This is a genomic window from Acinetobacter sp. GW821-FHT01E09, from assembly GCF_059422385.1.
Window position 1 is genome coordinate 2779478 of the sequence record NZ_JBWKWU010000001.1, and the last position, 14507, is coordinate 2793984.

General features: G+C 38.3%; 15 protein-coding genes. 13 read left to right on the top strand and 2 right to left on the bottom strand.

Features of this window, described 5'->3' with window-relative positions:
• The first annotated feature begins 155 nt into the window (after nucleotides 1–155).
• From AC07U8_RS12775 to AC07U8_RS12810, 8 genes are all read left to right on the top strand, one after another.
• A complete protein-coding gene (locus AC07U8_RS12775) occupies nucleotides 156–935 on the top strand; it encodes an RDD family protein (protein ID WP_056512633.1) in 780 nt (259 codons plus the stop codon).
• A 295-nt stretch (nucleotides 936–1230) separates the two neighbouring features.
• Nucleotides 1231–2295 carry a ubiquinol oxidase subunit II gene (cyoA, locus tag AC07U8_RS12780; RefSeq protein WP_004719354.1) on the top strand — a complete coding sequence of 355 codons (1065 nt, stop codon included), beginning with the start codon at nucleotides 1231–1233 and terminating at the stop codon, nucleotides 2293–2295.
• 3 nt (nucleotides 2296–2298) lie between these two features.
• Nucleotides 2299–4290 (top strand): cytochrome o ubiquinol oxidase subunit I, encoded by a 1992-nt coding sequence (cyoB, locus tag AC07U8_RS12785; protein ID WP_004719352.1) that lies wholly within the window; start codon nucleotides 2299–2301, stop codon nucleotides 4288–4290.
• 4 nt (nucleotides 4291–4294) lie between these two features.
• Nucleotides 4295–4915, top strand: coding sequence for a cytochrome o ubiquinol oxidase subunit III (gene cyoC, locus AC07U8_RS12790; protein ID WP_056512630.1), 621 nt, complete (start codon nucleotides 4295–4297; stop codon nucleotides 4913–4915).
• Nucleotides 4912–5238: a cytochrome o ubiquinol oxidase subunit IV gene (cyoD, locus tag AC07U8_RS12795; RefSeq protein ID WP_171066910.1), complete on the top strand. Its 327-nt coding sequence runs from the start codon at nucleotides 4912–4914 to the stop codon at nucleotides 5236–5238. The genes cyoC and cyoD overlap by 4 nt, the downstream gene beginning before the upstream one ends.
• A gap of 6 nt (nucleotides 5239–5244) precedes the next feature.
• A complete protein-coding gene (gene cyoE, locus AC07U8_RS12800; RefSeq protein WP_004719345.1) occupies nucleotides 5245–6123 on the top strand; it encodes a heme o synthase in 879 nt (292 codons plus the stop codon).
• Nucleotides 6124–6209: 86 nt separating this feature from the next.
• On the top strand, nucleotides 6210–8342 hold the full coding sequence (locus tag AC07U8_RS12805; protein ID WP_494737992.1) for a PA5441 family protein: 2133 nt from the start codon (nucleotides 6210–6212) through the stop codon (nucleotides 8340–8342).
• A 7-nt stretch (nucleotides 8343–8349) separates the two neighbouring features.
• Nucleotides 8350–9099, top strand: a complete 750-nt coding sequence (locus AC07U8_RS12810) for a DUF3142 domain-containing protein (protein ID WP_419263360.1) — start codon at nucleotides 8350–8352, stop codon at nucleotides 9097–9099.
• A gap of 60 nt (nucleotides 9100–9159) precedes the next feature.
• Here AC07U8_RS12810 and AC07U8_RS12815 read toward each other — a convergent pair whose 3' ends face one another.
• Nucleotides 9160–9645, bottom strand: a complete 486-nt coding sequence (locus AC07U8_RS12815) for a hypothetical protein (RefSeq protein ID WP_494737993.1) — start codon at nucleotides 9643–9645, stop codon at nucleotides 9160–9162.
• Between the two features lie 266 nt (nucleotides 9646–9911).
• Here AC07U8_RS12815 and rpsF point away from each other — a divergent pair, with 266 nt between their 5' ends.
• From rpsF to dnaB, 4 genes are all read left to right on the top strand, one after another.
• On the top strand, nucleotides 9912–10298 hold the full coding sequence (gene rpsF, locus AC07U8_RS12820) for a 30S ribosomal protein S6 (protein ID WP_004719337.1): 387 nt from the start codon (nucleotides 9912–9914) through the stop codon (nucleotides 10296–10298).
• Between the two features lie 11 nt (nucleotides 10299–10309).
• Complete coding sequence (rpsR, locus tag AC07U8_RS12825; RefSeq protein WP_004719336.1) at nucleotides 10310–10537, top strand: 30S ribosomal protein S18; 228 nt, start codon at nucleotides 10310–10312, stop codon at nucleotides 10535–10537.
• Between the two features lie 9 nt (nucleotides 10538–10546).
• Nucleotides 10547–10993, top strand: a complete 447-nt coding sequence (rplI, locus tag AC07U8_RS12830) for a 50S ribosomal protein L9 (RefSeq protein WP_004719333.1) — start codon at nucleotides 10547–10549, stop codon at nucleotides 10991–10993.
• 219 nt (nucleotides 10994–11212) lie between these two features.
• Nucleotides 11213–12658: a replicative DNA helicase gene (dnaB, locus tag AC07U8_RS12835; RefSeq protein WP_004719332.1), complete on the top strand. Its 1446-nt coding sequence runs from the start codon at nucleotides 11213–11215 to the stop codon at nucleotides 12656–12658.
• A gap of 57 nt (nucleotides 12659–12715) precedes the next feature.
• On the opposite strand, the gene AC07U8_RS12840 is transcribed toward dnaB, so the two are convergent.
• Nucleotides 12716–13138, bottom strand: coding sequence for a DUF4259 domain-containing protein (locus AC07U8_RS12840; protein ID WP_004719330.1), 423 nt, complete (start codon nucleotides 13136–13138; stop codon nucleotides 12716–12718).
• Between the two features lie 282 nt (nucleotides 13139–13420).
• On the opposite strand from AC07U8_RS12840, the gene alr reads away from it, so the two are divergent.
• Complete coding sequence (gene alr, locus AC07U8_RS12845) at nucleotides 13421–14494, top strand: alanine racemase (protein ID WP_494737994.1); 1074 nt, start codon at nucleotides 13421–13423, stop codon at nucleotides 14492–14494.
• Nucleotides 14495–14507 lie beyond the last annotated feature (13 nt).

Consider the following 14507-nt stretch of genomic DNA (forward strand, 5'->3'; position numbering starts at 1 on the left):
CTTGATATTTTAAGATTTCGTGTAAATTTAATGTTAATACATTCAAAAATCTAGTATACATAGTGGTTTAAAAAAGTAGGTGAACAAAGTTGCGGTTATGTGCATTTTCATCTACCAATTTTGTACTTTTAGATTTATTTTGAGAATTGAGTTTTATGCAAATTTACTTGGCGAGAAATAACCAACAAGCTGGTCCGTATTCAATTGAACAACTGAATCAAATGCTTGCAAGCCAGCAAGTGCTTTTAACAGATTTAGCTTGGCATCAAGGATTAACGGAATGGAAAGCGCTTGGTGAACTTACACAAGGTAAACTTGTTTATGAGCCTATTGGTTATGTCACACCAATGTCATCAAACAACGAACAAATTGATCGTCAAGAAAATCCTGCTATCACCAATATAAAAATTGAAAAAAGTACAAAAAAAATCATTAAAGCGGCACCTGTAGGTAAACGAATTTCAGCTAAACTTATCGACTTCGCCCTTTTGTTTTTACCCCAATTCATCGCTATTGCTTATTTTATGCCTGAAGATGCAATCAAAGTTGCTTCAGATGGTTTCTCAGTAGATAACCAAGTTAAAATTGCGGAAATGATCAGTCAAAGTATGCCGGCCTACCTGAATATTGCTCTGATGATCTTTGTACTTATTCTCTTAATCACTCAATGCTTTATGATTACCAAATTTGGACAATCTATTGGTAAAAAAATATTCAAACTGCAAATTGTTGATGTCAATACCAATCAATTGCCAGGGTCGCTAAGAGGATTTTTCGTTCGTTCATTCTTATTTCTTATCCTGTCTCAAGTTATGAGTGTATTACCTCTGATTGCCATCATTTTCATTGTTGATTTGTTCATGTTTTTCTCTAAAGAGAATTATGCATTACATGATCGTATTTCTAAAACCAAAGTTATTGATCTTTCTGAATAATTCAAATGGCGGTTATACCGCCATTTTTTATCGCTCGCCAAGCACAAAATAATAATTTATGTTTTTGTTTTCTTTATAATTCCGACTAAAAATATCAGGTATTTTTACATCAATATATTCAACCTCTATGTATAGCTAAGTTTGACGATATGAGGCATAATGCCCTACAACGTAGCGGTGTCAGATCATTGAGAATGTTTTCTATTTAGAAATAATAGTCATTTTCAATCATGCGGCACTTTAATCGCTATCCCATATTTATATAGGGAATGGGACTCTTCACCGAGGTTGTAAAATGAGACAAACGACTTTAGCTGTATTGTCTTTATCTGCGATCGCCGCACTCTTAACTGGGTGTGGTGGTGATATAGTACTTCTAAACTCTAAAGGTCCAGTCGCTGAAGGTCAAAGTAGCCTGATGATGACTGCGATCTACTTAATGCTATTGGTCGTAATTCCTTCGATCTTGATGGCATTGTGGTTTGGTTGGAAATATCGCGCGTCAAATAAAGATGCAGACTATAAACCTACATGGGCACACTCTACTGCGATTGAAATTGTAGTATGGGGTATCCCGTGTATTATTATTGCTATTCTTGCGTATTTAACATGGTGGGGTTCACACAAATATGACCCTTACAGACCATTAACGAATACTCAAGGTCAGATGGAAGAACATTTAAAAATTCAAGCAGTCGCTGAACAATTTAAATGGGTATTTATCTATCCTGAACAACAAATAGCTACAATTAACGAAGTTCGTTTCCCAGTCAATAAACCAATTGAATTTCAAATCACTTCTAACTTTACAATGAACTCGTTCTTCATTCCTAAGTTAGCAGGTCAGGTTTATGCAATGGCAGGTATGCAAACTAAGTTACATATGCTTGCAGAACATCCAAGTCCAGTAGATGGCTACCGTGGATTCTCAGCAAACTATAGCGGCTATGGCTTTACGCAAATGCGTTTCAGAGCTCATGCTGTTTCAGATGCTGACTTCAACACTTGGGTAGACGCTATTAAAGCAGGTAAAGGTACTTCAATTAATCCTGAAGCGATCCAAAAAACCACGCTTGATGCGACTGAATTTGCTACGCTCAAAGATGGTGATCGTTCTAAACACCAAATTGAAGCAATGCTGAACAATGCGCATACTCCAGAAGAACTTAAAGCTGCACACGAAGCTGAACGTAAAGGTCCATTCCCTACTAAGCCTCATCCTGTGACTTATTATTCTTCAGTTACGCCTGACTTGTTCAAAAGCATTATCAACACTTACATGAGCAACTACCATGGTGCAGACCATGCAGGCGCTGAACATGCAGGTGCTGAACATGCAACTGCTTCTGTAGGGGAATAAGACATGTCTTTGTTATTAGGTAAACTCAATTGGGATGCAATCCCTAAAGAGCCGATTGTACTTGTAACAATGGTCATTATGGCTCTTGGTGCAATTGCAGTTTTCGGCGGTATCACCTATTTCAAAAAATGGGGTTACCTCTGGAATGTATGGTTTAAATCTGTAGACCATAAAAAAATTGGTATTATGTATATCCTTGTGTCTGTTGTGATGCTACTTCGTGGTTTCGCAGATGCAATCATGATGCGTCTTCAACTGTTCCTTGCAAAAGGTGGCGGTGAAGGTTACTTACATCCAGACCATTACGATCAGATCTTCACCGCACATGGTGTAATCATGATCTTCTTCGTAGCAATGGGTCTTGTTGTTGGTATGATGAACATCACTGTACCACTTCAAATTGGTGCGCGTGACGTTGCATTCCCATTATTAAACTCTGTGAGCTTCTGGTTATTTGCTGGTGCTGCTGGTTTGATGATGGTTTCATTAGTATTAGGTGAGTTTGCTGCAACAGGTTGGATGGCTTATCCACCTCTTTCTGGCATTCAATATTCTCCTGGTGTTGGTGTTGACTACTATATCTGGGCACTCCAGGTTTCTGGTCTAGGTACGCTTTTAACCGGTGTTAACTTCTTTGTTACCATCATCAAAATGCGTGCGCCTGGTATGAAACTTATGGACATGCCGATCTTTACTTGGACTGCACTTTGTACAGCAGTATTGATCATTGCATCGTTCCCAGTATTGACTGCAACAATTGCAATGTTAACGCTAGACCGTTACTTCGGTTTCCACTTCTTCACCAATGAGCTTGGCGGTAGCCCAATGCTTTATGTGAACTTGATTTGGACATGGGGTCACCCAGAAGTATATATCTTAGTATTACCTGCTTTTGGTCTTTACTCTGAAATCGTTTCAACGTTCTCTCGTAAAACCTTGTTCGGTTACAAGTCTATGGTGTATGCAACGATTGCGATTACAGTACTTGCTTTCGTGGTATGGTTACACCACTTCTTTACCATGGGTGCTGGTGCCAACGTTAACGCGTTCTTCGGTATCATGACCATGATTATTGCGATTCCTACTGGTGTGAAAATCTTCTCATGGTTATTCACTATGTATAAGGGTCGTATTACCTTTACATCACCAATGTACTGGACACTTGGCTTCCTTGTGACTTTCGGTATCGGTGGTTTAACGGGTGTATTGATGGCTGTTCCACCAGCTGACTTCTTGGTACACAACTCTTTATTCTTGATCGCTCACTTCCATAACGTAATTATTGGTGGTGTTGTATTCGGTATGTTCGCAGGTATCACTTTCTACTGGCCAAAAATGTTTGGTTGGAAGTTAAATGAAACTTGGGGTAAAGCATCGTTCTGGTTCTGGTTCTTTGGTTTCTATTTTGCATTCATGCCACTTTATATCCTTGGTTTCATGGGTATGACACGTCGTTTGAATACATATGACAACCCTGAATGGGACCCATACTTAGCAATTGCTTTGTTTGGTGCTGTGCTTGTAGCAATCGGTATTGCTTGTTTCTTAATGCAAGTTATTGTTGGTTTCTTACAACGTCACGACAACATGGACAACACAGGCGATCCATGGGATGGTCGTGTACTTGAATGGTCTACTTCATCCCCTGCTCCGTTCTATAACTTTGCTGAAATTCCAAAAATCAATGGTATTGATACTTTCTGGAATGACAAAGAGAATGGTGTAGCGTATGCACGTCCTGAGAAATATGAAGATATTCATATGCCAACTGACCGTGCTGCTGGTTTTGTTATTGCCTTGTTCATTACAGCAATGGGCTTCGCTTTAATCTGGCATATCTGGTGGTTAGTCGTTGCAACTTTCCTTGGTGCTGTTATCAGCTTCATCGTAAGTTCATTCACTAAAAAAGTGGACTACTACGTACCAGCTGCTGAAGTAGAACGTATCGAAAACGAGCGTTATGCTTTACTTGAAAAACACTTGAAGAAGGACTAAGGATATGGCTGAAGTACTTCATCACGACAACCACGGACACGATGAACATCATCATCACGATGATACAGACATCACCGTCTTTGGTTTCTGGACATACTTGATGAGTGACTTGATTTTATTCGGTACACTCTTCATCGCGTTCGCTGTATTAAGCAGTCATATTCCGCCTGGTACTCCAAGTCCAAAAGAGTTATTTGGTGAGTCTTTAGGTTTCGTACTTGTTGAAACCTTTGCTCTCTTGATTTCTTCTGTGACTTTCGGTTTTGCGGTACTTGCTTCTTACAAGAAAAATGTCAACCAAGTGCTTATGTGGTTAATTATCACTTGGCTCTTTGGTGCAACATTCATCGGTATGGAACTTTATGAATTTAATCATTTAGTTCACGCTGGTCATGGTCCTAGCCACAGTGCGTTTTTGTCTGCGTTCTTTACCCTTGTAGGTACGCATGGTATCCACGTAACATCTGGTTTGGTCTGGATGATCGTGTTAATGGTTCAAATCAAGAAAAATGGTTTGACTGTTCCAAATACACGTCGTCTTGCTTGCCTAAGTTTGTTCTGGCACTTCCTTGACATCGTTTGGATCTGTGTATTCAGCGTAGTTTATTTACTGGGAGCTTTATAATGAGTCATGATCATAATGCTGCTGGTGCTTCGCACGGAAACATCAAACAATACTCTATCGGCTTCATTCTTTCTGTCGTTTTGACCATCATCCCTTTCGGGATGGTGATGAAAGGAATGACTGGTGGTGCAGTTGTTGCAACGATTGCGATCACTGCGATTGCTCAGGTTCTTGTACAATTAGTTTTCTTCTTGCACATGAATTCATCTTCTGAACAACGCTGGAATGTGATTGCATTCATCTATACGATTCTGACGATTGCAGTTCTGTTAATTGGTTCTGTATGGATCATGAACTACTTACATTCAAACATGATGCTCTAGGGTGTCATGTTGAAAAAATATCTATTCCTGACTAAGCCAGGAATTCTCTTTGGTAACTTTGTTACCACTTTGGGCGGCTTTTTCTTAGCCGCTCAAGGTTCTGTAGATTTCCTTTTACTTCTCATCACATTACTAGGTACTACACTTGTGGTTGCCTCTGGCTGTGTGGTGAATAATGTCATTGACCAAGACATTGACCAAAAAATGCAACGTACAATGAATCGTGCGCTCGTCAAAAAAACCATCAGCCCAACAGTTGCTTTAATTTTTTCTGCTGTGCTCGGTTTAATTGGCTTTGCTTTGTTGTGGTTTTTTGTCAACGCCTACGCATTTGGCTTTGCTGTACTCGGCTTTGTTGTGTATGTGATTTTTTATAGTCTTTGGAGTAAACGTACTACTATTCACCAAACTGTGATTGGAAGTATTTCTGGCGCAAGCCCTCCTGTAATTGGATATACTGCTGTTTCCAACGGATTTGATGTTGCCGCTTTGCTGATTTTTTTAGCTTATGCACTCTGGCAAATGCCACATTCTTGGGGAATTGCAATCTATCGATTTGATGATTATAAAAATGCAAATATTCCAATTTTACCTGTAGCCCGTTCAATTTTTCGCACGAAAGTTGAAAGTTTAATTTACGTTATTCTATTTGCTGCAGTTTTAAATGGATTGTATTGTTTTGGCTATACCAACATTTTCTTCCTTATTACCTTTAATGCTTTATGTGCCTATTGGGTATATTTATCAATTATTGGATTTAAAGCTGAAAATGATCAGGTCTGGGCAAAAAAATATTTTTTGTATTCCGTCATTCTAATTACAGCGCTCAGTGTGAGCTTTAGTTTTAGTTATGTCTCCCCTGCACCTCATTTGCCACTGTTTTAAAAAAAGATAGAGTTCTCTCTATCTTTTTTTTATCTGCATAAATAAAATTAAAATATTAAAATTTTTATTATAACGATAGGCACTTTATGCTTTTTAAAAATAAAACACTGCAATATGTCCTTCTTATCGGTTTACCTTTGGTAGTTTATCCAACTTCTAGCTTTGCTGGCGCTGCAGAAGAAATCGCATCACCAACTTTTGACCTAAACAACAATCAATATCGTATATTAAATCTCCCCATACTCTATCCAGCCAATGACAATAGAACCAACATGATGCTACTGCTAAGTGACAAAGGTTTAGCAAGTATCAAAGCATTTGAAGTTGATAAAATGAGTTTATGGGATACGTCTAGTGGCTTAGTCCCTTTTTACCCTACCGAATTAACTCAAGCATCTGAAAATAAAATTCCAAACAAACGTGCTTTTTATGATGCAAACGATCACGTCTATGATGAGCGCTGTATAACGCTCAAATCTGGTGCTGAAGTTTTTCTTCAACAAGTTTCAAATCACAAGAAAATATCTCAAGACGAAAAAGGCAGCTTGTTAGAACAACGAAATCAGATTAAAGATTGTCAACAAACTATTCCATTGATTCAGGTCAATGCGCAATGGACACAGTCCGCTCAACAGTATGCATCTTATTTAAATGGGATCATTTTATTTTACAAAGCTAACTATTCCTCAGTAACTAAAATATTTACAGCCTTAAGCCAAGTTGATGACCCTTGGTTAAAAGAAACAGCTCAATACATGCTCATCCGCACATCATTAAATGAGTTGTATAGCCAGTCATTAGGAACTTATGGTGATTTAGATACTCAGAAAGTTGATCAAGCACTTCTTAAAACTTTTTTTAATCGCATTACTGATTATTTTAAGCTTTACCCTAAAGGTCAATACGTAGCCAGTGCTAGAGGCTTTTTACGCCGAGGCTACTGGATTGCCAATCAACAAGATGCGCTAGTCAAAGAGATGATTTGGCATATGGACCACCCCAAATCAGATTATTACAATCTCGATATGTCCACATTGCCGGCCGAAATAGATCGCAAGGTATTTGGTTTAGAAAACTTCAACGCAAAAACACTCAACGATCCTTTCTTTTTAGCCATCTATGATCTGATGTATATGCGTCAGAGTGACTCTACGCAGTACCGGCCAATTAGCTGGTCCGAGTTAAATGCACAAAAACCTGTATTTAAGGAGCAACCAGAGTTGTTCCGTTATTTACAAGCCGTTCATTTATATTTTATTCAGAAAAAACCGCAAGATGCGTTAAATTATTTACCAAAACAAAAAACCAATTCCATTCAAAATTATTTAGAACTCAGCCAATATACGCTTAAAGGGGTCATTCTTGAAAAAAGTAGTGATAAAAATCTGGTTGAACAATATTGGGACCATTTACTCGCAATTTCTGCTAATCCTTATCAAAAAGCTTTGGCAGAAGTCGCCCTAGCGATTCACTATAAAAACACCAATAACCAAAATGCCTTTTTAGGAAATCATTCAAAAATCAAACAAGCAAGCTTACAGAAAGCATTCATTACTCAAATTGCCGATGTCAAAGCTTTAGAAAGTATCATTACTGCCAAAGACAGTTCAGCTGATAAAAAGAATCTGGCTTTATATACATTATTAGATAAAAGCTTAATGAGTCAAAACTATGCGGTATTCAATAAAGCCTATACCACATGGTTACCTCAAGATGCCTCAGAATACAAAGCATACAACAGCAAAATTAAAGCTTATAAGTCAGAACCCCACTTCGAAGTTTTTGTTTGGAATGGTCATGAAATTACACCAACGCTCAAATGCCCTAAATTAAGCACCTTAACAGCTGGCTTAGAAAAAAATCCGAAAAATTTAACTTATCGTTTATGTATAGGCGAATATATGCGTAATCAAGGCACTGCTTTAGAAAATTTTTATGGTGACTATTACTATGGTCCAAGTTTTAGCCAGCCGAAAAATGCCTTTACAGGTGAAACTTTTAGTCGTGGTGAAGTTTATAAAGAAATTATTAAATCCAATTCTAAAAGTGAATTACAAGCTTATGCGCTTTATCGCGCTGTTATGTGTTATTCGCCGAGTAGTATAAATGTCTGTGGTGGAAAAGAGGCCACAAAATCCACACGCAAACAATGGTACGCACAAATTAAACGTGACTATCCAAATACCACATGGGCAAAATCTTTAAAATATTATTGGTAGTTGATTCATGCTTAAACAGATTTTCTCGGTTCTACTGACAATCCAATGTTGTTTAGGATTAATGGCGTGTCAACCGAGTCAATCCGCAACAGTCTCAGATCAGGTCAATGCGAATGACTATGATGCCTTTTGGATTTGGGGAAATATCAAGTCTGCGCCTTATTTAAGCAAAGCTAAGGAAATCTATATTTTACAAGGTGAAGTTAGGCTGGAGAAAAATTCCAACCAATCTATCTTGATCCAACAAGGCATTTCTGTGATTAAAATTCCACATCAGAAAGTATGGTTAGTTTTTCGAAATCATCATTTAAATTGGCAAGGCACTGAAATAGAAAAAATTTTACAACGCGTCCGACAGTGGGAAAGCGCAGGCAATCACATTCAAGGTATTCAAATCGACTTTGATGCACCAACTAAAAATTTAAAAGCATATGGCTTATTTCTACAACAGCTTAGAAAGCAGTTACCACAGCATTATCAACTCAGCATCACCAGTTTGATGGATTGGGCCAATCTGCGTGATCCAGATACACTTAGGCTATTTAGAGAAAATATTGATGAAATGGTGATTCAAACCTATCAAGGCACTACGACTATTCCAAATTATCAGACTTATTTAACCAAGGCTTCAACATTGAAACTGCCTTATAAAATTGGCTTGGTACAACATGGTAAATGGGATCAGCAACTTAAATTTGATACTGATCCAAACTTTAAGGGTTTTGTGGTGTTTTTATTACCACAAAATAAATCATGAATTAATCTAATCAATAAATTCACGTTTTTATTCAATTTAACTTCTAATTGAGTGACCCAATTAACTTCCAAAAAAAACAGAATCATGCTCAAACCGAGCAAATAACGCATCCATTTTTCCCGCATATTTCATATCAAGTTGATGCCATAATTTTTTCGGAAGTGGAATAAATTCTAATGTGTCGGAACCAGCAGAAGCTTTACAGAAACGGATTTCATACTCAGGTTGTAAAATTTCATTGAGTGCCCGTAGTGTGGTATCACGATCAGCACCTTCTCCTTGATAAGGAATCAACAATGATTTTTCACCATAATGAATTGTGATGCTAAAACCTTGTTGATTATCAGCATCTTCAAGTTCAGCAGACAATTGTCCAGTTTCTAAAATATTTTCACAATAGCCAATAATTGCATCATCCTCTTCTCTCCAATCCACCACCATGACAATGTCATAACGACCATCAAAAACATCAAAGTAGAAGTCTTGTGTAGGGTTTTCAATATAAGATTCAATGGTTACAAGTTTTTCAGTACTGTAGTTTGTCATTTTAGCGATCCATATTTTTATTCATTTTCAATCTAAATAGGTACAAGATGAAATTCAATCTCGGGTCTGTAAAATTTTAGTGGTTATTCCAATAAATATTTGAATATTAAATTGTGTTTGCGCACAAACTTTCCTATAATAGGCGCTCGCAATTTTTGCGGCACAATCTATTGGCTTTTAAACTGTTGTTTAAAGTTGATGCTGATTGTGACTCCTTGCTTCAATCTTTTTAAGGTTGGGGCTGTATAAACCGTAAGGAGCTGACAATGCGTCACTACGAAATCGTAATTCTGGTACACCCAGACCAAAGCGATCAAGTTGTGGGAATGGTAGAACGCTACATTTCTCACATCAAAGATGCTGAAGGTCAAATTCACCGTCTTGAAGATTGGGGCCGTCGCCAATTGGCTTACCCAATTAACAAAATCCATAAAGCGCATTACATTTTAATGAACATTGAATGTAACCAAACTACGCTTAATGAATTAGAAGAATTGTTCCGTTATAACGATGCAATCCTTCGTAACGTGATTATCCGTCGTGAAAACGCAATCACTGAAGAATCTTTACTCGCTAAGAGTGCTGAAGAAAAACGTGCGCGTAAAGCTCAACGTGAAGAAGCACAACAAGCTCAAGATTCTGTTGAAGCATAAGGAGAACATCAATGGCACGTTTTTACCGTCGTCGCAAGTTCTGCCGCTTTACAGCTGAGAACGTTACGTACATCGACTACAAAGATATCGACACTTTAAAACAGTACATCACTGAAAACGGCAAGATTGTTCCTAGCCGTATTACAGGTACTAAAGCTCGTTACCAACGTCAATTAGCGCTTGCTATTAAACAAGCTCGCTACTTAGCGTTGATTCCTTACACTGACAATCATAAGTGAGGTTGAGCCGTGGATATTATTTTATTACAACGCATTAAAAACCTTGGTAAATTAGGCGATAAAGTTTCAGTTAAAGCTGGTTACGGCCGTAACTACCTTATCCCTCAAGGTAAAGCAGTTGCAGCGACTGAAGCGAATACTGCTGCATTTGAAGCTCGTCGTGCAGAACTTGAGAAAGGTGAAGCTGAAGTTTTAGCTGCTGCTCAAGCACGTGCTGACCAATTGAACGAAGTAAACATCGTTATCACTGCGAAAGCTGGTGATGAAGGTAAATTATTCGGTTCAATCGGTACTCGTGATATCGCTGACGCGTTAACAAATGCTGGTCTTGTTGTTGACCGTGCTGAAGTTCGTTTACCGAACGGTGCACTTCGTCATACTGGCGAATTTAACATCGCAATCCAATTGCATCATGATGTTACTGCTGAAGTTCTCGTTACTATCGTATCTGAGTAATTTCTTGCAGAAAAAAAGAGCATACTTTTGTATGCTCTTTTTTTATCTTTAAATTTTACCTCGGATCAGCTGAAATTGTTTCTAGTTGATTCATTCCCCTACTTATTGGTATTACTGTTAGATACTTTTAGTATTTTGCATTAAGATAAGTGAGTACTTCAGTACACACGTACATTACGTAAATAATGTTTTTGCACGATTTAAAAATCAAGGTTTTATATGTCTCAGGCAACTGCCACAGCTCAACAGAATCCCTTTAGCACTGATGCAAAAAACAAAGACAATGCACAGTTAAAAGAGTTTCGTACGCCTCCTCATAACTTGGCAATTGAACAAGCTGTACTGGCTGCATTGATGACGGTTGCTGAGTCTTTTGAACAAGTCAGTGATACTTTGAATGAAACTGATTTTTATGCAACACGTCACAAATATATCTTCCGTGCAATCGAAAAACTGGCACAAGAAAACTCTCCGTATGATGCAGTTTTAGTCAACGATTGGCTGATTAAGCAAAACTTGCTTGATGCAATTGGCGGTGAAGAATATTTAATGCAATTGATGTCAGATTCACCTTCAAGTTTCTATAACCTAGAAACCTATGCAGGCAAAATCAAAGAATTTTCAACCTTAAGAAGCATGATTAAAGTGGGCAATGAAATCCTGCAAAATGCTTATGATACCAAAGGTCGTGAAGTCAGTGAAATTCTAGATCTTGCTGAAACCAATATTTTCTCTATTGCAGAACAACATAATAATAATGCCAAAGCACAAGGGCCAAAAGCCATTACCTCAGTTGTTGCAGACGTATTTGACAAGTTAAATGAACTTTCTCAAATGGAAGGCAATATCACCGGTTTAACCACAGGTTTTATGGAGTTAGACAATAAAACCTCTGGTATGCAAGCTGGTGATATGATCATTGTTGCTGCACGTCCGTCGATGGGTAAAACAACTTTTGCCATGAACCTTGTGGAAAGTGTGTTATTTAACTGTGATCTTCCAGCACTGGTTTTCTCTATGGAGATGCCAGCAGACTCTATCGCCATGCGTCTCATTTCAGCATACGGTAAAGTCCATCAAGGGCATTTACGTTCAGGTAAACTTGATGGCGATGAATGGTCTAAAGTCACAGGAACCATTTTACAGCTACAAGAAAAACATCTTTATATTGATGATTCATCTGCACTGCCACCAACGGAACTTCGGGCACGTGCACGACGTATTGCCAAACAACATGGCGGCAAGCTGGGTTGTATCATGATCGATTATCTACAATTGATGAAAGTACCAGGCATGGGTGATAACCGTGTTGGTGAGATTGGTGAAATTTCACGAAGCTTAAAAGCCCTTGCCAAGGAAATGATGTGCCCTGTTATTGCACTGTCACAGCTTAACCGTTCTCTGGAAAACCGTCCAAATAAACGTCCGGTAATGTCCGACTTACGTGAATCAGGTGCAATCGAGCAGGATGCCGATTTAATTATGTTTATTTACCGTGATGAGGTTTATAACAAAGAGTCGAAAGAAGCAGGCACAGCTGAAATTATCATTGGTAAACAACGTAATGGCCCGATCGGGACTGTGCGTTTAGCCTTTGAAGGTCAATACACGCGCTTTAGTAATCTATCGCCTGAGTATTATGCGCAATATCAAGATGAAGAATAATGTTAATCAATAGAGTTAGCATCATTTAACACTGCTGTTGAGATGAGATTTTAATCTTCAAATCTTGGAACTTAAAGTCTCTCTCAACGTTTCAATATTCTTAGTCCATTCATCATAATCATCTGAATCTTGCCAAAGCTCATCCAATTCAGAGTTTTCACTGGTCAATAATAATAATGCAGTCAATGCTTTGGGAATAAGCGCATAATTGACATTGTTTTTATTCTGTTCAAGCCATTTTTCTACAGGTTCAGGATAATATTCATTTTCTTCAATCCCTTCACCAAATGATTTAGCTAAAACATCAGCCGCAGCATGCGCAATACAGCCAATATCTGCGTCGATAAACTCTTCGGTTGCCATATCAATCATTTCATCAAAAGCTTGTTCAATGACAACATGCCCATCTTGCTCTTCAAACTCATAGGCCCAATCACTTGCAGTATCATTTCCAAATGGTTCATGTGACCATGTTCCCATACACCCTCCGAAATAAATCCTTAAATTTAAATATAAAATGTACGATTTTATTTAAAAAATAAAGTGCAATATCTTTACAAATTATGTGCAAAGCGCTTAGCAAAAATTTTATCGATACAAAATCAATAAACCATTAAAAACACAAATGTTTATGTTTATTTAAAGCTGATAGGACTACAATATTTAGCGTTTTAAAGCTGCACTTTTTTAAAGTTAGACTTTTATCTCTATTTATGCGATTTAGCATTATTCAATCTTTGCCATTCCTCAGGAGTAACTAGGGTGCGTCAAGCAACAGTTTATATTGACAGTGAAGCACTGCAATATAATTTAAACCGAGTCAAACAACTTGCACCAAGCGCTAAAATTGTCAGTATGGTTAAAGCCAATGCATATGGACATGGCGTCAAGGACTGTTTAGCCGCCTTAAATGCGACTGATGCCTTTGGTGTCGCCTGCCTTGCTGAAGCCTTAGAGATTCGAACATTAGGCTATCAACAACCGATTACTCTCATCGAAGGTATTTTCAGCGCTGATGAAATGATTAGTGTTCTTGAAAACAACCTTGAAATCGTTATACATCATCAGCCACAATTGGCTTGGTTACGTGCACATAAAAAACAATATATCGACAAAGGTTTAAAAGTCTGGGTAAAACTCAATAGCGGTATGAACCGATTGGGTTTTAAGGTGGCCGAAATTATTGAAGTGATTCAATCACTCAAAGCAGAAGGCTTTACCTGTGTGCTGGCCATGCATTTTGCCAATGCCGATGCGGATCATCACCCGTTAAATGAACAACAGAAAGATCAATTCTTACAGGTAAAAGCTGCTTGTGAACCGATCTTAGCCTCCTGCTGCAATTCTGCTGCTATTTTTAAATGGCCTGAACTGAATTTTGATTTTGTACGTCCAGGTATCATGCTTTACGGCGCGTCTCCCTTTGCAGATCGAAGCGTTGCTGAACTAGACATCAAACCTGTCATGAGCTTTACCGCTGAAATCATTGCACTCAATCATATTCAAGCAGGTGAATCTGTAGGCTATGGCTCTACATTTGTCTCCAAAAATGAAATGGATATCGCCATTGTTTCAATCGGCTATGGGGATGGTTATCCGCGTGCTTTTCCTCAACAAAACTATGTCAGCATCAATGGTCAAATGACAGCGATCATTGGTCGTGTCGCAATGGATATGATCGCAATTGATGTTACTGGCTTAGATGCACCGCTAGGTACAGTCGTTGAACTGTGGGGCAAAGATCGTTTGGTTGATGATGTGGCTGCTGCCAATGGTACGATCGGTTATGAGTTACTCTGTCGTATGAGTGCTCGCCCTATCCGTAAAAAACTTTAAACACTCGTTCTCG

Coding starts and splice junctions, on each gene's coding strand:
- AC07U8_RS12775 (WP_056512633.1), top strand. CDS start 156: ATGCAAATTTACTTGGCGAGAAATAACCAACAAGCTGGTCCGTATTCA.
- cyoA (WP_004719354.1), top strand. CDS start 1,231: ATGAGACAAACGACTTTAGCTGTATTGTCTTTATCTGCGATCGCCGCA.
- cyoB (WP_004719352.1), top strand. CDS start 2,299: ATGTCTTTGTTATTAGGTAAACTCAATTGGGATGCAATCCCTAAAGAG.
- cyoC (WP_056512630.1), top strand. CDS start 4,295: ATGGCTGAAGTACTTCATCACGACAACCACGGACACGATGAACATCAT.
- cyoE (WP_004719345.1), top strand. CDS start 5,245: ATGTTGAAAAAATATCTATTCCTGACTAAGCCAGGAATTCTCTTTGGT.
- AC07U8_RS12805 (WP_494737992.1), top strand. CDS start 6,210: ATGCTTTTTAAAAATAAAACACTGCAATATGTCCTTCTTATCGGTTTA.
- AC07U8_RS12810 (WP_419263360.1), top strand. CDS start 8,350: ATGCTTAAACAGATTTTCTCGGTTCTACTGACAATCCAATGTTGTTTA.
- AC07U8_RS12815 (WP_494737993.1), bottom strand. CDS start 9,645: ATGACAAACTACAGTACTGAAAAACTTGTAACCATTGAATCTTATATT.
- rpsF (WP_004719337.1), top strand. CDS start 9,912: ATGCGTCACTACGAAATCGTAATTCTGGTACACCCAGACCAAAGCGAT.
- rpsR (WP_004719336.1), top strand. CDS start 10,310: ATGGCACGTTTTTACCGTCGTCGCAAGTTCTGCCGCTTTACAGCTGAG.
- dnaB (WP_004719332.1), top strand. CDS start 11,213: ATGTCTCAGGCAACTGCCACAGCTCAACAGAATCCCTTTAGCACTGAT.
- AC07U8_RS12840 (WP_004719330.1), bottom strand. CDS start 13,138: ATGGGAACATGGTCACATGAACCATTTGGAAATGATACTGCAAGTGAT.